This is a genomic window from Shewanella maritima, from assembly GCF_043643735.1.
GTDB classification, from domain to species: Bacteria; Pseudomonadota; Gammaproteobacteria; order Enterobacterales; family Shewanellaceae; genus Shewanella; species Shewanella maritima_A.
The window spans coordinates 30,137-56,818 of record NZ_JBHZSM010000015.1; the positions used below are offsets into that span (position 1 = coordinate 30,137).

At 42.5% G+C, this 26,682-nt stretch carries 18 protein-coding genes; 13 read left to right on the plus strand and 5 right to left on the minus strand.

Annotated elements, in window-relative coordinates:
* The first annotated feature begins 98 nt into the window (after positions 1 to 98).
* The 5 genes from ACHUGF_RS14910 (at position 99) to ACHUGF_RS14930 (ending at position 11,963) form a co-directional block, all read left to right on the plus strand.
* The gene (locus tag ACHUGF_RS14910) at positions 99 to 494 is read left to right on the plus strand and encodes an MAPEG family protein (RefSeq protein WP_394132391.1); all 396 of its coding nucleotides are present in this window, start codon (positions 99 to 101) and stop codon (positions 492 to 494) included.
* A gap of 122 nt (positions 495 to 616) precedes the next feature.
* Positions 617 to 2,941, plus strand: coding sequence for a YgiQ family radical SAM protein (locus ACHUGF_RS14915; RefSeq protein WP_394132392.1), 2,325 nt, complete (start codon positions 617 to 619; stop codon positions 2,939 to 2,941).
* A 276-nt stretch (positions 2,942 to 3,217) separates the two neighbouring features.
* Entirely contained in the window at positions 3,218 to 3,763 is a 546-nt protein-coding gene (locus ACHUGF_RS14920; protein WP_394132460.1) for a hypothetical protein, read from the plus strand.
* Between the two features lie 428 nt (positions 3,764 to 4,191).
* Positions 4,192 to 11,355, plus strand: a complete 7,164-nt coding sequence (locus ACHUGF_RS14925) for an RHS repeat-associated core domain-containing protein (RefSeq protein WP_394132394.1) — start codon at positions 4,192 to 4,194, stop codon at positions 11,353 to 11,355.
* Positions 11,355 to 11,963 carry a tetratricopeptide repeat protein gene (locus tag ACHUGF_RS14930; protein WP_394132396.1) on the plus strand — a complete coding sequence of 203 codons (609 nt, stop codon included), beginning with the start codon at positions 11,355 to 11,357 and terminating at the stop codon, positions 11,961 to 11,963. The genes ACHUGF_RS14925 and ACHUGF_RS14930 overlap by 1 nt, the downstream gene beginning before the upstream one ends.
* 443 nt (positions 11,964 to 12,406) lie before the next feature.
* Here ACHUGF_RS14930 and ACHUGF_RS14935 read toward each other — a convergent pair whose 3' ends face one another.
* Positions 12,407 to 13,402 (minus strand): hypothetical protein, encoded by a 996-nt coding sequence (locus ACHUGF_RS14935; RefSeq protein ID WP_394132397.1) that lies wholly within the window; start codon positions 13,400 to 13,402, stop codon positions 12,407 to 12,409.
* A gap of 135 nt (positions 13,403 to 13,537) precedes the next feature.
* Here ACHUGF_RS14935 and ACHUGF_RS14940 point away from each other — a divergent pair, with 135 nt between their 5' ends.
* On the plus strand, positions 13,538 to 14,515 hold the full coding sequence (locus tag ACHUGF_RS14940; protein WP_394132399.1) for a transposase: 978 nt from the start codon (positions 13,538 to 13,540) through the stop codon (positions 14,513 to 14,515).
* Positions 14,516 to 14,926: 411 nt separating this feature from the next.
* Here the strand turns inward: ACHUGF_RS14940 and ACHUGF_RS14945 are convergent, their stop codons facing one another.
* The gene (locus ACHUGF_RS14945; protein ID WP_394132461.1) at positions 14,927 to 15,556 is read right to left on the minus strand and encodes a DUF6445 family protein; all 630 of its coding nucleotides are present in this window, start codon (positions 15,554 to 15,556) and stop codon (positions 14,927 to 14,929) included.
* A gap of 534 nt (positions 15,557 to 16,090) precedes the next feature.
* Between ACHUGF_RS14945 and ACHUGF_RS14950 the strand changes: the two genes are divergently transcribed.
* The 7 genes from ACHUGF_RS14950 (at position 16,091) to ACHUGF_RS14980 (ending at position 24,385) form a co-directional block, all read left to right on the plus strand.
* Entirely contained in the window at positions 16,091 to 17,362 is a 1,272-nt protein-coding gene (locus ACHUGF_RS14950) for an efflux RND transporter periplasmic adaptor subunit (RefSeq protein WP_394132401.1), read from the plus strand.
* A gap of 43 nt (positions 17,363 to 17,405) precedes the next feature.
* Positions 17,406 to 17,684 (plus strand): hypothetical protein, encoded by a 279-nt coding sequence (locus ACHUGF_RS14955; RefSeq protein WP_394132402.1) that lies wholly within the window; start codon positions 17,406 to 17,408, stop codon positions 17,682 to 17,684.
* 255 nt (positions 17,685 to 17,939) lie between these two features.
* Positions 17,940 to 18,668: an ABC transporter ATP-binding protein gene (locus tag ACHUGF_RS14960; protein WP_130597985.1), complete on the plus strand. Its 729-nt coding sequence runs from the start codon at positions 17,940 to 17,942 to the stop codon at positions 18,666 to 18,668.
* Between the two features lie 12 nt (positions 18,669 to 18,680).
* The gene (locus tag ACHUGF_RS14965; RefSeq protein ID WP_394132404.1) at positions 18,681 to 19,994 is read left to right on the plus strand and encodes an ABC transporter permease; all 1,314 of its coding nucleotides are present in this window, start codon (positions 18,681 to 18,683) and stop codon (positions 19,992 to 19,994) included.
* A gap of 22 nt (positions 19,995 to 20,016) precedes the next feature.
* Positions 20,017 to 21,225, plus strand: a complete 1,209-nt coding sequence (locus ACHUGF_RS14970; RefSeq protein ID WP_394132406.1) for an ABC transporter permease — start codon at positions 20,017 to 20,019, stop codon at positions 21,223 to 21,225.
* A gap of 187 nt (positions 21,226 to 21,412) precedes the next feature.
* The gene (locus ACHUGF_RS14975) at positions 21,413 to 22,879 is read left to right on the plus strand and encodes a sigma-54-dependent transcriptional regulator (protein ID WP_394132408.1); all 1,467 of its coding nucleotides are present in this window, start codon (positions 21,413 to 21,415) and stop codon (positions 22,877 to 22,879) included.
* 9 nt (positions 22,880 to 22,888) lie between these two features.
* Positions 22,889 to 24,385 carry a sensor histidine kinase gene (locus ACHUGF_RS14980; protein ID WP_394132409.1) on the plus strand — a complete coding sequence of 499 codons (1,497 nt, stop codon included), beginning with the start codon at positions 22,889 to 22,891 and terminating at the stop codon, positions 24,383 to 24,385.
* 59 nt (positions 24,386 to 24,444) lie between these two features.
* Here the strand turns inward: ACHUGF_RS14980 and ACHUGF_RS14985 are convergent, their stop codons facing one another.
* The 3 genes from ACHUGF_RS14985 to ACHUGF_RS14995 form a co-directional block, all read right to left on the minus strand.
* Positions 24,445 to 25,023, minus strand: a complete 579-nt coding sequence (locus ACHUGF_RS14985) for a lipid-binding SYLF domain-containing protein (RefSeq protein WP_394132410.1) — start codon at positions 25,021 to 25,023, stop codon at positions 24,445 to 24,447.
* Between the two features lie 79 nt (positions 25,024 to 25,102).
* Positions 25,103 to 25,984, minus strand: coding sequence for a hypothetical protein (locus ACHUGF_RS14990; RefSeq protein WP_394132411.1), 882 nt, complete (start codon positions 25,982 to 25,984; stop codon positions 25,103 to 25,105).
* 75 nt (positions 25,985 to 26,059) lie between these two features.
* Positions 26,060 to 26,452 carry a nitrous oxide-stimulated promoter family protein gene (locus ACHUGF_RS14995; RefSeq protein ID WP_394132413.1) on the minus strand — a complete coding sequence of 131 codons (393 nt, stop codon included), beginning with the start codon at positions 26,450 to 26,452 and terminating at the stop codon, positions 26,060 to 26,062.
* Positions 26,453 to 26,682: the final 230 nt, after the last annotated feature.

The following is a 26,682-nucleotide window of genomic DNA, read 5'->3' on the forward strand; positions in this document are numbered from 1 at the left end:
GTACGTGTGTTTATAGTCAACTTGCTTCAAAATATCGAAAAAACGATGAAAAATTATCCACCCACTATAATTAACCTACTTATTGCCAAGGAAGCCAAATGACATTGCACATCAGTGGACTTTATATTGCCTTAACTTCAATCCTAATTTTTGTACTGACCTACCGAGTCATAGTTCAAAGACGTATTCATAAAGTAGGCATTGGCGATGGTGGCCATCGCAGTTTATCAGTGGCGATGCGTGCTCATGGTAACTTGCTAGAAAATGCCCCTATCGTGCTGTTACTGCTGGTGGTCGCTGAGGTCAATGGTTTGCCAAGTTACCTTATGCATGTGTTTGGTACTATTTGGATTGTTGCGCGCATATTGCACGCTATTGGGTTAAATAAAAGCAATGGCGGTATCCATTTTGGTCGTTTTTGGGGTGTCTTACTTTCTTGGATAGTCATGATTGGACTCGCGATTGCGAATATTGGTTTTTTCATGGGGCTGTAAGGATTCGCGCGGATTTATAGGCCAGTCAGTCGCAATCTGATCAGCGAAAGTATATACTCGCGCGCTGTTTGTGCGATTGATTACTTTTGCCGCATTTTTTGACATCACGCTAGGTTATTTTCATGCAAGTTGAATCGACATTATTTACTCAACCTAAATATTGGGCTCATAGCTTTGGCAGAGCGCCATTTTTGCCTATGTCTCGCAAAGAGATGAAGCAATTAGGCTGGGATAGCTGTGACATCATCATTGTGACAGGTGATGCTTATGTCGATCACCCCAGTTTTGGCATGGCGGTCATTGGGCGTTTACTTGAAGCTCAAGGCTTTCGTGTCGGTATTATTTCTCAACCAGATTGGTCAAGTAAGGATGCGTTTATGCAGCTTGGCCGCCCCAATTTATTTTTTGGGGTAACCGCTGGCAACATGGATTCCATGATTAACCGCTACACTGCCGACAGAAGATTGCGTCATGACGATGCATACACAGCTGGTAATGTTGGTGGCAAGCGCCCTGATCGCGCTGTGACAGTGTATACCCAACGTTGTAAAGAAGCCTTTAAAGATGTGCCAGTGGTCATTGGCGGTATTGAAGCCAGTTTGCGTCGTATTGCCCATTATGATTACTGGTCTGACAAAGTGCGCAAAACCGTATTGTCTGATTCTAAAGCCGATATTCTCGTTTACGGTAATGCAGAACGCCCATTAGTTGATATTGCTCATCGTCTAGGCAAAGGCGAAAGCATTAAAGAGATGGTGAACATTCGCGGTACTGCGGTAATGCGCAAAGAGGCTTTACCTGGTTGGAAAGGGATGGACTCGCGCAAAATTGATCAACTACATAAGATTGATCCTATCCCAAATCCTTATGGTGCAGATGATGTAGGCTGTGAAAAACTTTCTGGCCCGACTGACAAAAAGATCTTTGATAACGACGCACCCAAGCCGGTGAGTGTGCAGCCCGCAAGGCCAAAACCATGGGAAAAAACCTATGTGTTGTTGCCTGCCTATAACAAAGTCAGTACCGATAAATATTTGTATGCCCATGCATCGCGTATATTGCATCAAGAGCAAAACCCAGGCTGCGCTAGAGCATTGTTTCAACCTCATGACGAGCATCGTGGCGTTTGGGTAAACCCGCCTGCTTGGCCGTTAAATACGGATGAAATGGATGCCGTATTTGATTTGCCGTATCAGCGTGTGCCACATCCGCGTTACGGCAAAGAAAAAATCCCAGCTTACGACATGATTAAAACCTCGATAAATATTATGCGAGGCTGTTTTGGTGGTTGTTCGTTCTGCTCAATCACAGAACATGAAGGGCGTATTATTCAAAGTCGCTCGCAAGAATCCATCATTAAAGAAATTAAAGATATCCAAGAGAAAGTACCAGGCTTTACGGGTGTTATCTCTGATTTAGGTGGCCCAACCGCCAACATGTATCGCTTGGGTTGCTCCAGCGAGAAAGCTGAAACCACCTGTCGACGTTTATCTTGTGTGTACCCGTCTATCTGTGGCCATTTAAATACCGATCACAAGCATACCGTGGATTTATACCGTGCCGCGCGTGATGTGCCGGGTATCAAAAAGGTCCTGATTGCTTCCGGTGTTCGTTATGACTTAGCAACAGAAGACCCAAGCTATGTGCGTGAGCTTGCTAAACACCATGTTGGCGGTTATTTGAAAATTGCCCCTGAGCATACTGAAGAAGGGCCGCTCAGCAAAATGATGAAGCCGGGCATGGGCACTTATGACAAGTTCAAAGAAATGTTTGACAAGTTTTCAAAGGAAGCGGGTAAAGAGCAGTTCTTAATTCCTTACTTTATCTCTGCCCACCCAGGCACGACAGATGAAGACATGGTCAATCTGGCGTTATGGCTGAAAGGGCAAAAGTTTAAGTTGGACCAAGTGCAAAACTTTTATCCGTCACCGATGGCTAATGCGACGACTATTTACCATACAGAGCTGAATTCATTACGTAATGTGAAGCATGATAGTGAGCAAGTGAGTGTGCCGAAAAAAGGCCGCCAGCGTAAGCTGCATAAGTTCCTATTACGCTACCATGATCCTGAAGGATGGCCGATGATCCGTGAGGCGCTCAAGGCGATGGGCAAAGAATCGTTAATTGGTAATAGTCCACATCATCTGGTGCCACCTGAAGGTCGTGCTGAGCAGCGTGCTAAATGGGGTAATAAGGCTAATTCTGCTAAAAATAGTGAGAAAGGCAAAAAAGCCGTTACCCGATTTTCATCAGACCAATTTACTGATGCAGGGAAAGAGCAGGCTAAAAAGCGTAAACCCAAAACTAGCCAATCCTCAGGCAAAAATACCGGTTGGGCAACCAAATCCAAATACGGCAGTAATGCTAGTCGTAAAGCTGGAAGCGGTGCTAATTCGGGGTCAAAGGCAGGTGCTAAATCTAAAGCCAGTCACGCTAATAAGCGTTAATGCTGACATGCCATGCCATGCCATGTATATCTATCTTGTACATATGGCCTGTATATTATGACCAGCACATTATGAGCGTCACATCATTACCACATACATCAATCCGCCTACTTAGCATGAGTAGGCGTTTTTATTTCTCTGCTAAGTGAGTTTATGAAACACAATGCCTGTTTCAGGTTGAGTTAAACTTTGCTTGTTAGTTTGATATGCTCAATCAATTCGCTTTTATACCAAGGAATAATAATGATACAAAAAATGGTTACCAGCACAGTGCTTATGGGTGCAATCGGTGTTTCATCTGTGGCAATTGCCGGTCCGCAGCAAGATTTCATGCAGGCTATTGCCGCGCATTGTGGTAAAGCGTTTGAAGGAAAAGTGACTTCGGGTAATGAGGAAGACTCAGGTTTTGCATCGCAAACACTAGTGATGCACGTTAGAGAGTGTGAACCTGAGCAACTAAAAGTGCCATTCCATGTAAGCAATGATCATTCACGTACTTGGGTGATCACGCAAACTGAAACAGGTTTGCGTTTAAAGCATGATCATCGCCATGAAGACGGCAGCGAAGATGCAGTAACTATGTACGGTGGTGATACTGCTGATAAAGGTACAAGTTCAGAGCAATCATTTCCAGTGGACGCTGAATCCATCGCCAACTTCAAACAAAACGGGTTAGATCGCTCTATTACCAATGTTTGGCATATGTATATTACGCCAACGCAATTTACCTACCGTTTAACCCGAGAAAATCGTGATTTTCGTGTTGATTTTGACTTAACTAAACCGGTAGCACTTCCGCCAACCCCATGGGGACATGAGTAATTTTTCACGCTAAACGCGGATGTAAAACTCGCGCGTTTAATGTCGCTAAAAAAACTTGATAATCGTGACTTACGAGTCGACTTTGAAATACCTGCCTAAAAGGCAGTTAAGCCTCTTCTCATTTTATGGGAAGAGGTTTTTTCTTTGGAATGAATTATCTACGTCACCACAAATAATACCTAGGTGGTATGTAGTGGCATAGTAATTTTGGCCACTACAGCAACACTAACGATGGATTTATATCAAGCATTTATTATTCAATATCTGGCAGTCACCAGTAAAACAGGAAGTTATTTCTGCTCTAAATGATTATCTATGCAGTTCATAAATAATCGAATTGATACATATGTAATAAAAAAGTTGCAGAACATCATGTTGTTAAATATGATATGCCCGATTAATGGAAAATATTGAAAAGGAACTTCGTTATGTTAAAGCATAAATTTATGCTTTTTTTGGTATCTGTTTTCATGGGTACTATCTATAGTTTAATACCTGTTACAGCTAACTCATTTGAAGTACTTAATCCGCCAACGTTAAACGGTGAAAAAACAAATGATACTGTTTACTTAGATTGGTACATGGGGTGTGCAGCTTCTTCTGTTGTCATTCAAGAGTCTAACAACCGTTTAACTTGGAATACTGTGTATACAGGCAGTGGTTCTAGTGATAGCGGTTCAATTGGTATTATGTCCAGCTCAGTATCACCATCAGATAATCTTGGTGGTGGGTGCGTCGGTTTGGATCTCGGAAGAGAAGTTGTTCTTCACCAACGTACTAATACAGGTTATTTTTATCGGATTAAGGTTTGTAGCTCGTCTTTCAGCTGTGGACAATTTGGAGATCCTATTCAGGTTGGTTATTTTGGTGAGAAGCCTGCAACACCAGCTACAATTACAGTCCCTAGTTTTAATAATGATGGCGTTTTTGAAGTCAGTTGGACATCTGGAGGACTTCCTTTATACGGTGAGTACTTTCAACTTGAACAACAAGTTAACGGGTTAGGTTGGGAAAAAGTACTTGATAGAAGCACGGTTAGAGATTACGAAGTTAGATCATTTAGTAGTAAGCAATTTAAACATAGAGTTCGTGCTTGTACGCAAGTCACATGCAGTGATTGGAAAGTATCTTCAACAACAACAGTCGATATTGATGAGGATAATTGGAAAAATTTATATTCTGTAGATGTTGAAGATGCTGATTATTATAATAATGCTCCTTCCGAACAAGAGAATATTACAACCCATACCCTGAACTTAAAGCTAGGAGTTACTGGGGGGCAATCGGCTACTTCTCTACCTGTTTTAGTGCCACCTGGAAGAAATAATATCAGGCCTCAAGTAGGAATCAGTTATAACTCTCAATCAGGTAATGGACTACTAGGTGTAGGTTTTTCTTTAGCTGCCAGCTCTTCTATTCAGCGATGCAAGAATACTCACGTTAATGACAGGAATTCATTATCAGTTACTTTTGGAGACGATGATAAGCTTTGTTTGAGTGGACAGCGGTTAATGATTGTCTCTGGTCATTATGGGCATTCAGGGGCGATTTATCGAACTGAAATAGACAATTTTAGTCGAGTTACTCAGTTTGGCGATCTCGGCAGCGGTAACGTCAGTTTTAGTGTCGAAACCCAAAATGGTACAAAAAGCTTTTATGGAACAAGCCAAAACGCTCGACTTTCACCAGTTGGAGTTTATGAGACTCTGGAATGGAAACTTTCAAAAACTACCGATTCAGGGGAAAAGAACTCAATAGACTATGTGTACGATAAATCTGTTCATGGGGAGAGCCTTCTTCGGGATATTTATTATACCGGAAATGGAAATAGTTATGGTGATCGAAAGATTAGATTCAATTATGAATCTAGAGATGACAAGCGAGTCTCTTACTTATATGGAGGAAAATTAGTTAAGACAAGAAGACTTAGCTCTATAGAAACATATTTATCAAATCAAAAATATTCATCTTATGAATTTGACTATGAATATAGTCAAGCTAGTAATAGAAGCCTGCTTACTAATTTGCAGCAATGTATTAATGGGAATTGTACTTCTCCAATAGCACTAAATTGGCTAGATAAAAGACATTTTAATAACCCCGAACCTATTAAAGTTTCAGGTGAAGCAGTATTTGAAGGGGTTAACTGGCTAAATGATTTTGCCTTGTATGGTGACTTTGATGGTAATGGGAGTCGAGATTTTCTTGGTTATAGTGTTGATGCTGAACAAAGACTCAATGGAACAAATAGCTATGAAAGTGATGATATATGCTATCGAGAGTGGGTCATTGGAGAACTGATATGTCAAGATGCAGACTTTAATCTAGACGGTATAACAGATAAGGTCCGATTAGTTGGTGGCTTTATTAAATACATCGACAGTGAAACAAATGCATTAGTTAACACAAACGTAAAGTTTGATAAAACCGAATACTATAATGGGCGCTATTCACGTTTAGTTTCAATCTCAGATTTAAATGGTGATGGATATGTTGATATCGTTATCGACCATGCTAAGCCTAGTCAAGTTAAAGCATATATTAACAGGCAAGGCATATTTGATACATCAGGCAAAGTCATATTGGATCACACATACATTGACGGTAGAATTACGACTAATGTTGTTGTCGTAAATGATATCGATGGTAATGGCCTCCCAGACTTTCTTCATAGCAATAGCTATTCAAAAATTTATAATGGCTTATCAGTAAATAGGCCAATATCATTTATTTTAAATAACTCTACCAGTGATAACCTCAATTTTAGTCAGTTAGATGTTGAGTCTTCATTTTCATCAAGTTTTGAACCTGGATATTTCAGCTATTTTATTGATGTTAATGGAGATGGCCTTCGAGATTGGCTTGAGTGGATTGATGGTGAAGGTATCTTGTTACGCGTTAATTATGGTGGAGGAAACTTTTCAGAGCAAATTCAAACTGACATCAACATCCCAACACGAACCTATCAAGTTGAAAAGCAAAACTCTCCAGGTGAGCCAGTTACAGTAAGGGTGCCTTATCATGATGAGTCATTATTTCATGTGGTTGATATTGATGGAGATGGAATTAATGAGTTTGTATACCCGAGTGAGAGACTGGTAACTGGTTGTAGTGAGGTAATAAACTCAAATAAATTGGAAACGCGCTGTGGGAGTGGATTATATGACAGTGTTAGAGTTAGTACAAATACTGTAGTAACTAGTTTAATTGATGTGAAATCAAGAGACGACTCAATTTATAAATTTAAAGCTATTAAGTTTTATTTGGATGAAAATGGATCGTTTAGCACTGAAGTTATTGATACACCATTTATAGGTTCTGCAACACAGTCTGCTTTTGTAGATTACTTTGGTGATGGAAATATTGACTTTGTTTTTGCTTATGGTGCAAGAGGGTCACATAACTCAATCTTGAACCCGGAAAAGTTTACTTATGGCGGTGAAGGTGCATATATAGTTCGAAATTATGGTTCAGGTTCTGGTAATGGTTCTCACGAATATGGACCTGTAGATTACCTAGATCAAGTTGTTGATGAACTGGGCAATGAGACTCAATGGGCTTATAAACCTTTATCAACAGGAGAGCCAAGTGCGGGTCAAACTTTACTAAATAAAACAGACCATTCATCGATAGGAAGTGGCTATATTCACTTCGCATCAAGCATGTATGTAGTTCAGTCTTTCAAGCAGTCAAATGGTCAAGGTGGTAGCAACGAAACTCAATATGCCTATAAGGGGGCAATGTACAACCTTCAAGGAAGAGGGTTTACAGGTTTTAATCAAATCTGGGAAAAAGACATGCAACGGGGAAAAACCGTGCACTCTACGTTTAAACAGCAGTTTCCAGAAACCGGCTTGCTGACTAAGCAAACTGTAAAAGTAGGCTCACGGTTGATCTCTCAAACTGATAACACATGGAAAGATAATCCTGCTCATAATATTTCTGGAGTAGAAAGTCGTTACTTACATAAATCCATTAACCAAACATGGGACTTAAATGGGGTTAGGTTAGCGAAAACGCAAACTGTAGTGAATGATGCTGATATTGATGCTTATTCAAATATTGAACGAAGGGTTAATTACCATTGGGACTATTTTGGCACACAAAGCAATCGTTATGTCTCAGTTGAAAGCGCAGATTATGTACCAAGTGAGTCAAATTGGTGGATTAACAAATATAACTTTAAGAAAGTCTGGTATGGAAAGGTTATCCGTAATTGGTCAGATGATCCATATACTGGAAGTGATGTTTCAAGTTGGCAGACAACAACTGTTAATACCTGGGACTCGACCCACCGTAAACCAACTAAAGCGACGGTTACTGCGAGCGGAATCGGCAGCAGCTGCAACCGAGTTGAAGAAGCAAGCTACAACACATACGGCATGCCTAATTGGGTACAAGTGAGTGGCCGCTCAAGCTCATGTGGCTCCCTACCCGTCAGAAAAACGCAATTTACCTACACTAAAAACGGTACAAGTGCAGCGGCTGACGGTTATCTGCCGTTTGTGGTCACTAATGCAAAAGGCCATAAAGCCACAACGCATTACGATATGGGGCTTGGGCTACCCGTTAAGGTGATAGACCCAAACAACTTGGTCACAACCACTCAGTATGATGGGGCTGGTCGTCCAATTGAGGTTACATCAACTGGCAAGCCTACGCAGTATTTACGTTACCTTTGGGCGAACGAAGTTGATAATCAACCATTTACGGTAAATACCGCCAAGACTGTCGTAAGGGTGACTGCGGCTGGGCAGCCTACAACTGAAAAGTATGCTGATAGTTTAGGTCGTGAAGTTCGTATTGCGACTCAAGGGTTTGATGGGGGATACCAATATGTCGATAAACACTATGATGCGCTAGGGAGGTTAACAAAGGAGTCTACACCCTATGGAAATGGAAGCAGCGCTGAATATACCCAATATTTCAATTTTGATGCGCTGGATAGACCCGGCTCAAGAAGCATACCTAACGGTACTTCTGGAGGCTTGACATCGGCTTATACCTATTATGGCACCAGAACTGACATTGATGTTGAAGGTCGCTCAATGTCTCGCACTTATGGCGCAGGCGGATTGTTGTATGAAACCGTTGATGCAAAAGGCGGAACAAACCGCTTTGCCTATGATGGGGCTAAGCGGCCACTGGTTATCCAAGATGCCAACAAACAAAATATTATCGCCAGTTACAACGGTTTTGGTCATAAAACAAAAGTGATTGACCCTAACCAAGGCACCACGTTATTTGGATACAACACTTTTGGTGAGTTAGATAAACAAACCGATGCAAATGGTGTGGTTCAAACATTTACTGTTGACCAACTTGGCCGTATATCTCAAAAGAAAGTCACAGGCGGCAATGCTGCTGATACGTCAACTTACACTTGGGATACGGTCAAAAAAGGCTTGCTGACATCAGAAAAAAATTCAGATGTAACACGCACCTATGGCTACAACACGCGTAGCCAGCTGACCAGCATGACAGTTAGCGTGAATGGTATTAGTCATACGATTAAGCATCAATATGATGGTTTCTATGGTCGCCCTAAAGCGTTGGAGTATCCAAATGGGCTAACGCTTAAATACGGTTATAACGACTTTGGTTATTTGGAAAGCACATCAAATGCTGCATCGGGTTACGTGTACCGTCATGTCACAGATATGGATGAAAAAGGCCACATCACAGGTGCACAACTTGGTAACCAAGTGATGACGCAAACCAACCTATACAACCCAGAAGGTACCTTAAATTATACCAAAGTTGATACAGCACTTGGCTTAATTCATGCTCATTACTACAACGAGTATGACAGCTTTATGAATATTAAAGATGAGCATAATGGTGTGACAGGGTTAAGGAAGCAATATAATTATGACACCTTAAACCGCTTAAAAACCTATACATTTAGTAATAACAACCCAACCTATACTGCGACAGTAAACTATGACTATGACAGTGTGGGTAACTTCCTAAAGAAAACTGATTATAGTGCCAACATTGCAAACGCATATCGCTACGGTGTTGAGACGGGATGTTCAACTAGCCAAAATGCTGGGCCAAATGCGATTTGTAGGCTGACTAAGCTCAATGGTAGCAATGTTAGTTTCCATTACGATAAGCGAGGGAACCTACTGACGGGTGATGGCTTGAGCCTAGTTTATAATGAAATGGACAAGCCCATATCCATTAATCGCTCTGGTACGACAACAACGTTTAGGTATGGCAGCGACGGGATGCGTGTTAAGCAGACGCGCAGCTCAGATAATGTTACTACCTATTATGTTGATAAGTTATATGAGGCGGACAGTGATGGCAGTTGGCGTGCATATATCGAAGATGTGGCTGTAATGAGTTATACGGCTAAGCGAAAACATTTATTGCACTTTACACTAAAAGATAGATTAGGTAGTGCTACAACATTGGCTGATCATAGCGGCATTATCATAACACAGCGCTATTTTGATCCTTTCGGCCGAGCAGCTAATTTAGGTGTTCGCCATAAAGAAGATATGGCAAGTAAGAATGCTACTCGTTCAAAACTGGCTGATTTAGACATTACCAATCGTTATCGTCGTGGCTTTACCGACCATGAGCATATGAATGAGCAGCAGCTTATTCATATGAACGGCCGGGTGTACGATTACAACATGGGCCGCTTTATGTCGGTGGATCCGTTTATTCAATCGCCGACATCGACCCAGAGTGTTAATCCGTATTCATATATTATGAATAACCCGCTGGCTGGGACAGATCCGACGGGGTATGTGGCGGAAGAAAAAGAGTTTAAGATTAAGGTAGCGACAACGGGTAGTCGCATCAAAAGATCGGTAACAGCTACTGTTTCGAGTAATGGCAAAGGTGGTGCGACGGTAACTTTCTCCGGTGGCAATGGCGCGTCAAGAAGTGCCGCCAAAAATGCTGTTGCAGGTAAGCTTTCGGCTGCTGGCTTTAAGGTTAGTGATATTGGTGGGCAAAGTAATATTGCTCAAAGCGCTTCCAATAATGACAATGAAGGTCGCTATCAAGGATCTTTGCAAGATCAGATTAAACAGCAGGCTCATGAAGGGATACAATCTGTTGGTAATGATTTAGGCTATAGCTCGGAAGGGAGTGTTGATGCAAGTTGGGGAAGCATAACTAAAGACGATAGCGGTAATATAACTAACGCCAATGTAAATTGTGGGACATCTTGTCAAAAAGTGGCGGCCGACGGGCATCAATTCAATATGTCACGTCTTGATTTACAGATGTTTCATATGAGAAAAGCTTACTATGCATCTCAAGCTGAAACAGCTAAATATCAGGGGGCTGTACTCGGGGGAATCTTGGGAGGCGCATTGGCTGTTGAGGGTGTTATTGCAAGTCGAGCTTGGTTATCCGTTGCTGGGAATGCAAAAAAAGCACGTAAATGGTGTAGTGCTTTTGGTATTGCCGTTTGCTCTAGTCTAACATCGGGCAATGGAGGGAAGTTGACCTTTGAGGTGCCTTCAAGAGGAGGCCAGATTTTTAGACACAGAGAAGCTGTTCGTAAAGTAAGAGAAAGTAATACAGTTGAGAGCTTAGGGAAGAATAAACTTAAGAGGGCTCGATAATGCATTCTAGGTATGATGAACTTTCTTTATGGGACGATGCAATACGTCTTGTGAGTGAAAAAAAGTATGATCAAGCTATATATTTGTATAAACGTATGGCTAAAAATGGAGTTGTTGAGGCATTGGTAGAAATAGGCCGACTGTATGAAATGCCAACCTCAGAAACTATTGAGCAAAACTTTGTACAAGCGGTAATTTATTATAAAAAAGCGATTGCTTTAAACGATGACATGTATGCCTATACTGCTCTAGGAAGGCTATATTTTTTCGGTGTTGGTGTTGAGGTTGACTATGCACAATCAAAGCAATTGTACTTAAAGGCTGCTAACAAAGGGGGACTAGTTGCCACGTTGATGCTAGCACGTATTTACCGTTACGGGTATGGTGTTCAGCCTGACATAGCTAAAGCAAAAGAGCTTTATGAGAAGTCCATTAAGCTTGGTAGCTATGTAGCTTTAAAGGAAAGTGGTGGCTTCGATATATCTTGTGGTGATTTTATAAAAGGTATAGCTAAGGTCATAAAGGGAACTTGGAAGATATTTTTAGGTGTACGAAAAGATATATCTCATCATGGAGTGATTGTTAGTGAATGTGTAAAAAACCAATAGGCAGTATTTATCAGAATAGGCTGGACAAATCGAATCTAGGTTGCGTTTAATGTTATTAACTTCCCCACTTCTAATTAGCCCCACATAGTTGGGGCTTTTTGTTGCCTGTAGATCAGATAAAGGGGTCAGAGCCCTTTAGATGTTAGGTATTAGCGACAAAATACAGGTCTCGCCTATTCTATAATTGGCGGGGCTTTTTTCTGTCTGCTGCTTACTTTTACCCCAGCGGCCCGAGTCGTGTTCACCAGTAGAGCCGATCTCTGTTCACCAGCAGTGTGAGCCATTGAGGCCAGTGCCTACATTTGTAGGCACTGGTTGAACTGCCCGCTTGTGCTGGTGAGAGCTGCCCACCTCTGCTGGAATTTCATTGCCTGAGCTGCTGACACTCAGATCGAGTAGTTTACCTTGTTGATTAGTTGATTAGTTGACTAATTGAATGCGATTTAGAAGTGACGGCGTAGTGGGTTAGTTATTTGTTTCGACATGGGGCGAGTTGAATTAAGTTTCGAGAGCAACCAGCTTAATCCTCTGAGAGACTGTTTTACATTTAAAAAGCCGTTACGATGAGCTTCGGCGAGATCTAAAGTGATTTCTTCAACATTACCTTTCCTGAGCCAATACAAAAATTCTCGCATTTCTTTCCTATCTGTAAACAGTAATAGGCTTGCGGCAAGACTTGTGACGATTTTGAGTGACATCACTGAGTTTTCGACTTGGGTGTAAGTTAAGTTCCATGGGGATTGAGGCATATACTCTATCCGTTTGTCATTATGAACGATATGTTCTCGCAGGTATTCAAAAATAGCATGCCTAAAGTTGAAGTATGGTTCCTCACAAAAGGTGTCCCACATCAGGTTAATAACGCGAACTTCAATGCAGTGATAATCGAGTGTAAATCGTTTACTTTTGTACTTCCTTAGAATTGCAATAAGACTTGCAAGTGCTTCTGTATCGCCCTCTCTAGCAATTGGATCAAGAGCTTTAAGGAGGTAGTTTTTTTTCTTAAATATCAACTCATTTTTTGATTGTCCCTGAAACATCTTGTTCTGAAGACTGAGGCGCAAACAGTTATAAAATAATTGCCAGTATTCCTCAGTCTGCTCTCCTGCTTTCATTGCGAGCCATAGAGGGTTGGTTAGAAACTGCTGTGTGCCAGGGTAACGACCCTCTATTAATCTTTGTGTTTGAATACTTGGTGTCACAGTACCTCTGATATAACGATCCCACTTGCACCCACGTTGAACGGTATTATCTCTTTCACTTCGAATTATTTTTTCTGGTTCGAAATGTTGCTCGAGTTGATAACCTGTCCCTTTAATGCCAGCGGCAAGGCATACAACATGAAGGTAAAGTTGTGCGCGCAGGGAGTCGATAGGGTTCCGCTTTGGTCGCCCTCGTTTTTTTTCTACTGCTTGTTGAACGGAATTTTCATTGGCCATTGAAAACTGATTGTGGTCACACCTAGTCACGGGTCGTTATATAAACAAATAATATGGCCACCCATGGTTATTGAATATCGCAAAACACTAAACTACGCTTATTGAACTCGCTTTTTAACTGAAAAGGATTTCAAGATGGCAAGGCCGAGAAGGACGTTGGTGAGCTTAGAAGATACGCCTTACTACCACTGTGTATCACGTGTGGTACGTAAGGCGTTTTTGTGTGGATTCGATAAATCTACAGGTGATGACTATGAACATCGCAGAGAATGGGTTGAGTCTCGTATTCTAGAGCTAGCGACCATCTTTGCCATTGATATTTGCGCCTATGCCGTGATGTCTAATCATCTTCATGTTGTGCTTAAAGTCGATGCGGATAAAGCTAAAAACTGGAGCAACAAACAAGTCCTTGAGCAATGGCACAAAGGTTTTAAAGGCACCTTACTTACTCGCAAGTTCGTTAACGGCGATAAGCTTGAAAGCTTTGAGCTAACAACAGTGAAAGAGTGCATCACACAGTACCGAGAACGACTCACCGATATTAGTTGGTTTATGCGCTCCTTATGCGAACCCATTGCCCGTAAAGCCAATAGAGAAGATAACTGTACAGGGAGATTTTGGGAGGGAAGGTTCAAGTCTCAGGCTTTGCTCGATGAAGCTGCTTTACTTGCTTGTATGGCTTATGTAGACCTAAACCCTGTGAGAGCAAACATGGCTGCCACACCTGAGAAATCAGATTTCACCAGCATTCAAAGGCGCATCAAATCAGCACTAAAAGGTGAGCAACCCACCGAGCTACTAGACTTTGTTGGCAATGAAAAAGCTAATATGCCAAATGGGTTAATGTTTAGCGTCAAAGATTACTTGTGCCTAGTTGAAGACACTGGTCGGGTGATGAGAGAAGATAAACGTGGTGCGATTAACAGTAGTACGTTACACATCCTCGACAGACTCAATATTCCAGAAGAAAATTGGTTAAAAATAAGCACAGAGTTTGAAGCCTTATTCAAAGATGCGGTCGGCAATTTACCTGCTCTTACTCAGTACTGCGAGCATACAGACAGGAAGCGGCGGCAGGGCATTTCTAGTTGCCAGCGCTGGTTAGCAACCTAGAGACAACCCCAAATACTTAGAAACTGTATTGCGGACTTTTAGTTTGCAGTTTCAGCGCGCCTGAAAAAAAGAAAGTAGGTCGTTTTTGACTCAAACTAATTCATAAACTTGGTTTATTGTCAGATGGAGTATGAGGTTAGAGATGGCTGACACTTCGATATGAAATGAAGTATCTTAAATTTTAATAATGGGTGGTTGTGTTATGTGTAATAAAAGAACATTCAGCAGTTTTCATTTAAATGCCTGAGTTCAAATTTGTCAGCTTATGGTTATATTTTATGTCAGGATATGCTTATATTTTTAAGCTAAGTGATTGAAAGAAAAGTCAGGCTTATGTCTGCTTATGCTTGCAGCGACATTTAACCATCATGAAGCACAGTATTATTACTGTGCTTTTTTATGATAAATGCTTTAATTTAAGCTAAAAAATGAATTAATAGATGTGCGATTATGTTGGGCGCGTTTATCGAAATCTACCTGGTCAGTGATGTTAGCGCTGTGCGATATATTGCCTGAGTAAATCACAATTCGATTGGGTTTAGCTTCAATGCTGAACACATTTTCAAATATGTTATCTGATTCATTCATATAGCCTTGGCGTTCCTTAGCTGACTGCTTAACCTCCTGCACCATTTGCATAATCAGTGCTTCATCCTGCTTAGTAAATTGAAGCTTGTTTGCTTTCTTATATCGGTAGAAGTGAGTGCCGCCTAGGTGTTCGCCACTCAAGTAATGAACTGCTGCCATATCATGGGCGGCAAGTGAGTCATAGTGAGGCATGGTTTGAAATGCATTGAGTTGTTCTGGCTCAAGGGTGACTTTTGATAGCCAACATTTGGCAATGGAATGCTGACTGAATAGCTGACCGTGTGGGTGAGGTGCAATTCGCTCAATCAAAGCAGATAAGCATTGATAATAAGGTGTTGGCATTTCATCTCGCACACCAGGAAATAAAGTACCGTCAGCTCCAGCTTGATTAAAATAAGCTTTAGTGCGGCTACAGTGAAGCAGTGAGTCAAAGTCGTTAACAAAGTCATCGATGACTCATATCAACTGATCTGAGTTGGGAATGCGGATAACTTGAATGGTTAATTCACTGTTGATTGTCGTCATTTTGATATGAAGTCCGTTTGCTTTAGGTCAAAGGCGATGTCACAAGTTACGCATTGCTGATGAAGAAGGATCTTTGCTTAAGGTTAAGAGCGATACCGCGTAAAAATCGAATGCGATAGCTTATGGTGGACAGTGGATAAATGATACTAGGCTTTGATCGGCATCGAGCTGATGACTAGATAAAAGCAGCAAGAATAGGGACTTAAGTTTGATGTGAGATAAGTATAAAACGGCATCTAGCATAGTAGCTCATTTTCAATGAGAGAGTTGAACAAGTAAGTGTCCACCGGACACTTTTTTGTGTCCGCTCATAAGATTATTTAGTGTCCGCGGACACTTTCTATTTGCCTGTTAAACTCTAAGTGCATGTTATATAAGTTTTTATGTTTTTTGGCATACTCTGTGCTGTATCTAGTCATTGAATATTGTTGCGGACAGCTCGATTGGGGTTAAGGACGACAGATGATTAAAGATACCAGTGCACAAGATACCGTTATCGCACCTACGCTAGGGCAAAAGCTCAGCCATAAATTCCGCCTGCCTTTAATTGCTGGTGGCGCTTTATTACTGGTTAGCGCCCTTGGTTTTGCCAGTTTCGACCGTGATACCAGCATACGCTCGGTAGACAGTGAGCTATTACGTTTTGCTACTGTGAGTCGCGGCACCTTGATTCGTGATATTGCTGCGACCGGTAAAATTGTTGCGGCAAATGCGCCGATTTTGTACAGCACAGAGCAAGGCGTGGTAACCCTACTTAGTCAGCCGGGTGATACTGTCAGTGCTCAGCAAGTAGTCGCCACCATTGCCAGCCCTAAACTACAAAGCCACTTTGAGCAGCAAAAATCGTTACTTGCCGCGATGGAAAGCGATTTAGAGCGCGCCAAGCTTGATGCAAGGCGTGAGCAACTGCGCGTTAGCCAGGTACTCGATATGGCAAAAGTGGATTTAGAAGCGGCCGATCGTGAAAGTCGCCGCGGCGATCAATTGATTGAAACCAGCCTAATTAGCCGCATCGATTTTGAAAAAGGCAAAGATGATCTGCATAAAGCTAAGCTGCTTCATAAGCATGCGCTGCAAGAAGTTGAGCTGATGCGCGATACCTTGGCATTTGAGTTAAAAAACCGCGCTCTAGAAGTCGACCGTCAAGCGTTAGTGGTCAATGAGCTAGCAAGACAAATTGAAGCCCTGAATATCAAAGCGCCTGTTGACGGCATTATTGGTAACTGGTTAGTAGAGCAAAAAGCGCGTATTGGAGCTAGTCAATCATTACTGACGGTAGTTGATTTAAGCGCCTTTGAAGCAGAGTTAGCCGTGCCTGAATCTTACGCTGACGACCTAGGCATAGGCATGGATGTTGAGCTGAGCTTGGGTCATATCAAGGTGATAGGTCAGCTGGCATCTATTTCTCCTGAAGTGCGCAATCGTGAAGTGGTTGCCAGAGTGCGCTTTATCCCAACCGATGAATTATCGCTTAGACAAAACCAGCGACTATCTGCCCGTGTATTGCTAGAGCATCGCCCTGATGTGCTGATGGTAAAGCGCGGCGATTTTTTAAATCATGGCGGCGCAAGTGCCTTTGTGGTTAATGATGATGTTGCTTCACTAGCCGATGTGACTCTGGGCGCTCGCAGCATGAGCCATGTTGAAGTCATTGCAGGTGCCAATGAAGGCGATGTTTGGGTGGTATCAGGTACTGAAGAGTTTGGTCGCGATAAACAAATTCAACTGCGCTAGTACACTATCAATAAAACAAAGATTCAAGGAAGTGGAGTCAGAGATGAAACAAATTAGCAGACAGGCAAGCAAATCAAAACAGTTATTAGGTTTTATCGCCCTTGCTTTACTGGCGTTGGCTATCAGTTATCGATTAGAGCAAGGCATCGACTGGTTACTGGTGAGCTTTCAGCTTATTGATGCCACAGGGCAATTCACCACTTCAATGCATATGCCAGCAGTGCCAAATACACCAATTATTAGTATTTCAAGCGAGGCTTTGCAGGTTAATGCAGCGGAGCTTACGCGGTTGATTTTGGATTGGCTGTTTCATACCAATTAGCACAAGTATGTGATCATTTTTACTGGTTAAAATCGCTTATGACTTCGTTAGAAATTTTGTAGTTAGAACAACTATCTAACTGCAATTTTCACCTTGTTCTAATCGATATTTCTTACGTAACCTCTGATCACTAATTTATCCCAATTGGTAATGCATCAGCGAATTTAACAACACATTAGCTATTTACTGTGACTTTAGACGTAGCGTCACAGGAAAACAAAACAAACAACAGAATTAGATTACAAGGACATCACCATGTTAACCATGACCAACATCAGCAAGGTATTTAAAACGGATTTAGTGGAGACCCATGCGCTGCGAGACTTTAGTTTGCAGGTCAATGAAGGTGAGTTTGTGGCGGTAACCGGCCCGTCAGGCTCGGGTAAAACCACGTTTTTGAACATTGCAGGCTTACTAGAGGGCTTTAGCTCAGGCGAGTATTTACTTGATGGCGTCAATGTATCGAACCTATCAGATAACCATAGCGCCAAAGTACGCAATGAAAAGATTGGCTTTATCTTTCAGGGCTTTAACCTAATTCCAGATCTAAATTTGGCTGAAAACGTTGAAGTGCCACTGCGTTATCGCGGCATCAATGCCAAAGAGCGCCAACGCCGCGTGACGGAAGCACTAGAGAAGGTGGGGCTAGCATCGAGAATGAAGCACCTACCAACTCAGCTTTCTGGTGGTCAGCAGCAACGCGTTGCCATTGCGCGTGCACTTGCAGGTGAGCCTAGATTCCTACTTGCCGATGAGCCAACCGGTAATTTAGATAGCTTAATGGCGCGTCAGGTGATGGAGCTGCTTGAAGATATTAATCAGTCTGGCACTACCATCATTATGGTGACTCACGACGTTGAGCTTGCCCGCCGCGCGCAGCGTAATATTCAAATTGTCGACGGTCAGGTGTGTGATTTTACTCAGTACCAAAAGCCGCAGCAGATGATGCAAGAGCTGCAACAAGTCGCCAATAGCGGTCAGTAAGCGGAGGTCATTATGTTTATTTATTATTGTGATCTTGCTTGGCGCAGCATTAAGAAAACACCGATATTGTCGCTGCTAATGGTGCTTGCTATCTCGATTGGTATCGGCATTACCATCACCACGCTTAACGTGTACAAGACCATGTCTTATAACCCTGCGGGCGATCGTAGTGAACAAATCAACTCGATTCAGCTTTGGACTCAAGGGCTTGATACCTGGGATGAGTTCAGTTCAAACATCACCTATACCGATGCTATGAATCTGCGTAATAACCAGGACATTCAATTAAAGGCAGCATCGTTTCGTACAGGTTTAGCCATCCAGTCGGAAAACACAGATATCAAACCTGAACTTAACAGCGTGCGCATGACAGACCGCGACTTTTTCGACATCTTTGAGGTGGAGTTTTTATACGGTGATAAATGGGCAACAGAAGTGGACGTGCAGGGCGGCTATCAAGTCGTTATTAGTGAGCAGCTTAATCAAACTTTCTTTAATGGTGCTAATAGTGTTGGACAAACGGTGTTTTTAGACCGTAAGCCGTTTCAAATTGCAGGGGTGATTAAAGAGTGGAACCCGCAGCCTAAGTATTTTGACCCACTTAATGGTCCTTTTAATGATGCCGAACAAATCTTTATTCCATTTTCGTTAGTCGCAGAGCAAGAATTTGATGTTTGGGGCAACACCAGTGGTTGGAAGTTTGAGCCAATGCTCAACCATCAAGACAGGCTCAACTCTGAAAAGGTGTGGATTCAATTTTGGACATTTTTAGAGACTGAAGAAAATAAAGCGCAAGTGCAACAATGGTTAACTCAATATGTCACCGAGCAAAGACAAATGGGGCGTTATACCGACACCGCTAAGCAAGTGACTGAATTAGCGCAAATAAGCGATGTAGAAAAGTGGTTAGAGGATAACAATGTTGTTCCCCGTGACAGCAAGATTTTGGTTGGGCTAAGCGCTCTGTTTTTAAGTGTGTGTCTGGTGAACATTCTTGGACTACTGCTAACCAAATTCCTAAAACGCGCACCAGAAGTAGGGGTACGCCGAGCCATTGGTGCCAGCCAAGGGCAAATATTCGCCCAATATATGGTTGAAGTGGGCGTGATTGGCTTTATTGGTGGTGTTGTTGGCCTGCTTTGGGCGTGGGGAGCACTATCAATCTTACATGGTGAGTTTGGCATGGATGCAGCGGTAACCGGCCTTGATGCCAGTATGTGGATCATCACGCCAGCTATCGCTATTTCGACAGCCGTGCTTGCGGGCGTATATCCAGCCTGGGTGATATGTAGAACGAAACCGAGCGTGTACTTAAAAGCGCAATAGCCTATTTTGCAAGGACCAAATCATGTTACATATTAAACCTATCATTTCTAGCCTGTCACGTAGTAAAAGCGGCCCAATACTGCTGTTATTACAGATTATTTTGTCGGTAGCGATTGTTGCCAATGCTAGCTTTATTATCCACGAGCGCCTATCGTTAATGGCGCGCGATTCAGGCGTGGTTGAGGAGCAAATTGTACGCTTTAATGTGTATAGCTTTGAGCCAACAATTGACCATGTGCAGCAAAATGTCATTGACCAACAAATCATTCGAAGCTTGCCAAATGTGATGGCCGTAAGTTCAACCAATATGATGCCTGTTAGTGGCAGCGGTTGGATGGACCGCTACGTAGACGGCCCTAATCCAGATACCGCCAAAAGCATGCCTGGTTTTGCCTTGTATTTAGGCAACCAGCACCTACTTGATGTATTTGGCGCAGAGTTAGCCGATGGGCGTAACTTCCGCCCTGATGAGATTAATACTCGTCTGGATGACACAGGCATGAAAGCCATGGTGTCACAAGCTTTAGCAACTGAGTTTTGGGGAGATGAGTCTCCAGTTGGCAAAATCATGTATCAAGGCGACCAAACCATTGAGATCATCGGCGTTATCAAGCAACTTCAAGGTGCCTGGGTTGACCACCGCCATTTTGAGTACAGCGTAATTCAAAACATCGACTTTGGTGGCAGCTCGCAAAACAAAACCTATGCAGTACGTTTATTGCCTGAGCATATGGAAGATTTTGAACAGCAGGTAACCGAAACACTACTTGCCGAAAACCCAAATCGAGTGATTAACGAGTTCCACACCTTAAGTGATATCAAACAGCGCACCTATAATAATCACCGTTTAATGGCGTGGCTATTAAGTACCATGGTGGTGCTACTGCTGTTGATCACTGCTTTAGGTTTAACCGGTATGGTGATGTTTAATATTCAGCGCCGCACTAAGCAAATTGGTACTCGCCGTGCGCTAGGTGCAAGCAAAATAGATATCATTAAGCACTTTATGGTGGAGAACTACCTGATTTGTATCGTTGGCGGTGTCATTGGAGGTTTGCTAGCGCTGCAGCTTGGAGAGCAGTTAATGAAGCTATACTCGTTGCCTATGCTACCTAATATGTACCCAATTGCCGCAGTGGCTGGATTGTTATTAGTCACAACGTTCGCGGTTATCTTCCCAGCCTTTAGGGCGGCTAATATCGCGCCTGCCACAGCAACCAGAACGGTATAGCCATTGTGAGTGCAATCAATGGCAAACTCGAAAATCGCTAATAAATAAGGTAGCTTAGCAGGACTAAGTAGCAGGGCCACCAGTTGACTACACGGCTGCAGAAGTTTTAAACAAGTAACACCTAAGGCAAAATGAGCCTGTCAAATGTAACTAGCTTAAGCAACACAAGGATATTTAACGGTTTTTTATGGATAGCATTTTAATCGTCGATGACAATCAGGCTATTTGCAGCGCGCTTTCTCTTATGCTGGAAATCCACGGCTATAAAACGCTAGTTTGTCATACTCCAGAGGATGCGATAAAGCTGGTTGCCGAGCAGGATATTAGTTTGGTTATTCAGGACATGAATTTTAGCCGTGACACCACCTCTGGCGAGGAAGGTAAGCGCTTGTTCTATTCCTTGCGTGAGCAACAAGCTCAGTTGCCAATTATTTTAATGACTGCCTGGACCCAATTAGAAACCGCGGTTGAACTAGTAAAAGCTGGCGCGGCTGACTATATGGGTAAGCCTTGGGATGACGCTAAGCTACTCACTAGCATTAATAATCTGCTGTCGATATATCATCTTGCTAAACAAAATCAGCAGCTGAGTCGAGTCGATTCAGAACGCATGCAGGCGATAAGCCAGGCTAATTTATGCGGCATTGTTTTTGGTAGTGGCGCCATGCAACGCTCAATTGATTTAGCTCTGCAAGTTGCAAAGTCTGATGTGTCAGTGATGATCACTGGGCCTAATGGCGCGGGTAAAGATAAGCTCGCCGACATTATTCAGGCAAATTCGCTGCTGCATAACAAACCTTTTATTAAGGTTAACATTGGCGCTTTGCCAATCGATTTACTCGAGGCTGAGTTATTTGGCGCTGAAGCTGGCGCATTTACAGGCGCGACTAAAGCTCGGATTGGTCGCTTTGAAGCGGCTGATGGCGGCACCTTGTTTCTTGATGAAATTGGTAATTTACCGTTATCTGGGCAGATTAAACTATTAAGAGTGTTGCAAACGGGTGAATTCGAACGCTTAGGTAGTCATCAAACGCGCAAAGTAAAGGTGCGAGTGATTAGCGCAACAAACGCTGATCTTGCGGAGGATATCAGTAACGGCAGTTTCCGCGAGGATTTGTTTTATCGCCTTAATGTGATTGAGTTAGCGCTAGCACCATTAAATCAGCGTGTGGATGATATTTTGCCGCTGGCTCAGCACTTTGTCGGCCAAGGTTATCGCTTCGATAAACAAGCGCAGCAAGCGATGCTTGCTCATGCCTGGTCGGGCAATGTACGTGAGCTTGAGAATGTTTGTAAGCGTGCAGTATTGCTAGCTCAATCTGAACTTATTGGTGTTGCCGATTTAGGGATTGAGCGTTTTGAGTCTCGGCCTGAACCGCATCTAGCTCAAATTGCTCAGCCGGCACAAGCTTCACAGCTGGATATAGCTCAATCAGTTAACTCTAACTCAGCGGTAAGCAACAATATCAGTGAACCAGAAAAAGTCAGCCTTGAGCTTAGTAAAGTGAATAGTCCTGAGCCGAGTAAGAGTGATATTGAAGCAGCGCTAACTGAGCATAATGGCGTGATCGCACGAGTGGCAAAATCACTCGGTTTGAGCCGTCAGGCTTTGTATCGCCGTATGGAGAAGTACGGCCTTTCTAGTAAAAAATAAGTGATCACAATGAGCGCGACAACCGATAAACCAGTGGCAAAATCAATTCAAAAAATGACATCCCGAGGCTTGCTTAGCCTCAGATATAAACTGGTATTGGCTAGTTTGCTCAGCTGTGCGATTGCGGGTACAGTTGTGTGGTTATGTTGGCATTATCTTGCGCTTGATTCAGTTATTTCTGCCGCGTTGCTTGGGCTTGGGGTGTGCTTTTTATTAGTCATGTGGCTTACCCGTAAACTTGATGCCAGTTTGCAATCACTAGAGATCGGTTTACTTAACCTTAAAGACAACGAATTTAGCGCGGCATTGCACACCTACGGCGAGCCGCAGCTTGATGCTATTGCCGAGCTTTATAATCATGCTGCCGCTAAGATGCGCGATGAGCGGCAATATATTTATCAGCGTGAATTAATGCTGGATAAAGTCATTCAAAACTCGCCTAATGTAATGATGCTGGTGGATGATCATCAGCGGATTTTGTACGCCAATGATGCCGCGAGGCATTTATTCAATAAAGGCGTACGTATTGAGGGAATGGCGTTAACCGAGTTAGTAGTCGAATTACCTCAAGGGTTGCGTCAGGCATTGGCGAGCGAGCAAGAGGGCTTGTTTGCGGTTCATGGAGACGATGCTGACGCAGATGAAGCGTCAGCCGCTGAAAGCCTAAATGAAGCTGAGCTTGAGCGCTGGCATATCTCCCGTGGTAGCTTTAATCAGAATAACCAGCAACATCACCTTATTCTACTTAAACAACTTACTAAGGAGCTAAATCGGCAGGAAGTAGCAGTGTGGAAAAAGGTTATCCGCATTATCAGCCATGAACTTAACAACTCGGTGGCGCCCATCGCGTCTATGGTCAATTCAGGGCGTCTGCTGACTAAAGATCAGCAAAACAGTAAGTTGGAGTTAATATTTGATACTATCGAAAGTCGCACTTCTCACCTGAGTCAGTTTATTTCCCACTATGCCCAGTTTGCTAAGTTGCCGCTGCCAGATAGAAAGGTAGTGGATTGGGCTGGCTTAGTTGCACAGCTGCAACAGCAATATCGTTTTCGTTTATTAAGACCTATTGTGCCTGAGCTTTTAGAGACTCAGATGTTCGAGTCTCACTCTGAAGAGAATATGCATCAGTCTCAAGTAGGACAAAACGCTAACGTGTATCAGCAGGTGTTGTTAGATAGTGTGCAGCTTGAGCAGGTCTTGATTAACCTACTTAAAAATGCCCATGAATCTGGTTCAAGCCCAGATGAAATTACGTTAGATATTCGTTACCTTTCGCAGCCAATGCAAGGGGTGTTGATTACTCTTGATGATGCTGGCTCAGGGATGCCGAGTGAGGTATTAGCCCAAGCCTTGTTACCGTTTTACTCCACCAAGCAATCAGGGACAGGTATAGGCTTGCCTTTGTGCCGCGAGATAGTAGAAGCTCATGGTGGCCATATGAGCATGAAAAACCGTGAACAAGGTGGTTTAAGCGTAAGTTTATGGTTACCGATCGCTCACTAAATATTAAAAAATCAACAAGGCTTCAGCAAGATGCAAGAAGCCTTTTTTGGGTTGCTTAGTTACTTAGCATCAAAAGTAAATGACTGACCAGCCAGTGCTGCTTCATACATTAATCCGCCTTTTGCTGCGGTGAAAATAGCCATACCATTCACATAGCTTGCTGCTGCAGAATGATTACTGCCACCTTGACCAGCACCAGCAGAGTTACCAGTTGTACCGGCTTGGGCACTGGCACCAACATTAATGGCCACTGCTGATGCTTGAGCACTAAATTCAAAACTACCACTGGTGAAGCTATTGTACGCCTTGGCAGTTTGGAAGAAGATGATTTCGCTGTAGGCTTGACCGCCTAGTTGGAATCCAATAGATATTTGAGAGAGTGAAGAATTACCTGTGTGTGCACCGCCACGATAAACACGGCCTTTACCATAAGCTGCCCCGATACCAAAACCACCTTTACCCACTGTAGGAAAAATTGCATAGCCATAAGCATTGTTAAAAAACTCACGGGTTTCAGGTGCTTTCTTGAAGTTGGTAATCGCTTCTGAGTAGCTTGAGTTATCAGCAAAAACAGATGAGCTCACTGCTACTAAAGATAAAATAGCAATACTGAGCATAGTGGATAATATACGTGTCATGGTAACCTCATTTGAGTGCTGCATTGTGGGTTATAAGATTTTACAGATTTGCATCACTTTGGCATTTTCTAATTTTTTTTCAAGTACTTTTCTCATCGTCCTTTATAACACCTTGCAAATATTGCATTTCCTCAGCGTTGAGTAATTGTGCTGATGCTTTAACGGGGCTATTTGAGTCGGAAGCAAGGTTACCTCTGAGGTAAGCCATGCGGGTGATTTGAGTTAATCCATAAAAAGCAAACACATATACAGTAATCAACATGCTCAGGCGGGCAATGGCTTGGTTAAGTGTAGTGAAGTAATCGCCGACATAAAACGGTATTGCTACTAATGCTAACCGAGTGATCCAATTAAATAAAATGCCGACTGTAAGTAACACTAACCATCTAAAACGAATATCCTTGATAGTGGTTTGGTCTAGTACTGAAAAACGTTTGCGATATTGGCTAAACATGGAAAACAATAAACTAAAATACACTAGCGCTTGAGCGATTAATAGCAGCGGGAAAATGATAGCCAGTACATTTATATGGCTGAGTTGTTTAAGAGAATTTATCGGTTCTAAATGAATATGTGGATCAAAACCTACTCGCAATAATACCGCCGTACTCACCGTAAATGCAGAAATTAATGCTGGTGCAAAGTGTTTCCAATAATTATTTTTCGATTGCCCCGTTAAGCTGTTTTTGCAATATAAATACAATAAGGGCATTAATAACAGATAAATGGGAACAAATAAGGTGAGCACTAGGTGAATAGGGACAGGGCTGGTCTCTTTGGTGATTAACCCCGTAAAGAAATAGATACCGATAAGCACAAAGATGGCCGCTAATAATTTGTGACTTCTATTATGGCTTTGATAAATATAGCGGATATAGATACCTACACCTACGCAGTGTATACCGCCAATTAAAGATAACCACCAATAAGCATCAGAAAAAAAAGGACTATATTCATTCATTATCATTTTCTCTTGAGAAAGATGATATTAAAGCAATCGTCGCAATACATCGAGATGAAATGACGAAAATCGGCACTATACCGCTTTAGATTTTCGAATATGACGATTTGATACGCCTGCTGGTGGTTTCCCTGGAGCGGGTTTTCGTTCGGCGAGTAAATGTTTAATTGCCATAATTGGGTGCGGTAATAACATGCGTGGACCTGCATAGATCATAATGTCACGTGCATGCTGCTTCATTTCAGGTTTGTAGCAATGCACTGGACACTTGTTGCACGTTGGTTTGTCTTGTCCATATGGGCAACGGTCTAACCTTGTGTGCGCATATTCTAAAAATGTTTCGCACTCTTGGCAGACACCTCGTTTGGGTTTATTGGGATGATGCGCTTTACAGTAGATTTCAACCATGGCAGATATGGTTCGGTATTCATATAGCAAGTTGTTTGATAATACATCATCTTCAGCCATTTCAATCCCCTACAATAAAACCCAGCAAACAGGTTGGTTATTGTTATTTTATGCCTCTATTAGACATGCCTCAACAAAGGTCGAGATAACTGAGACCTTAAGCACAAAAGTGTCACTAATTGGCTTTTTATCACAAGTTGAGACTTATAGGAGGGCACATTGATAATTTTTAACCGTTATTTATCAGCAAATACTTGATTTGTGGTGCTCAAATCGCTAAAACAGCTTTA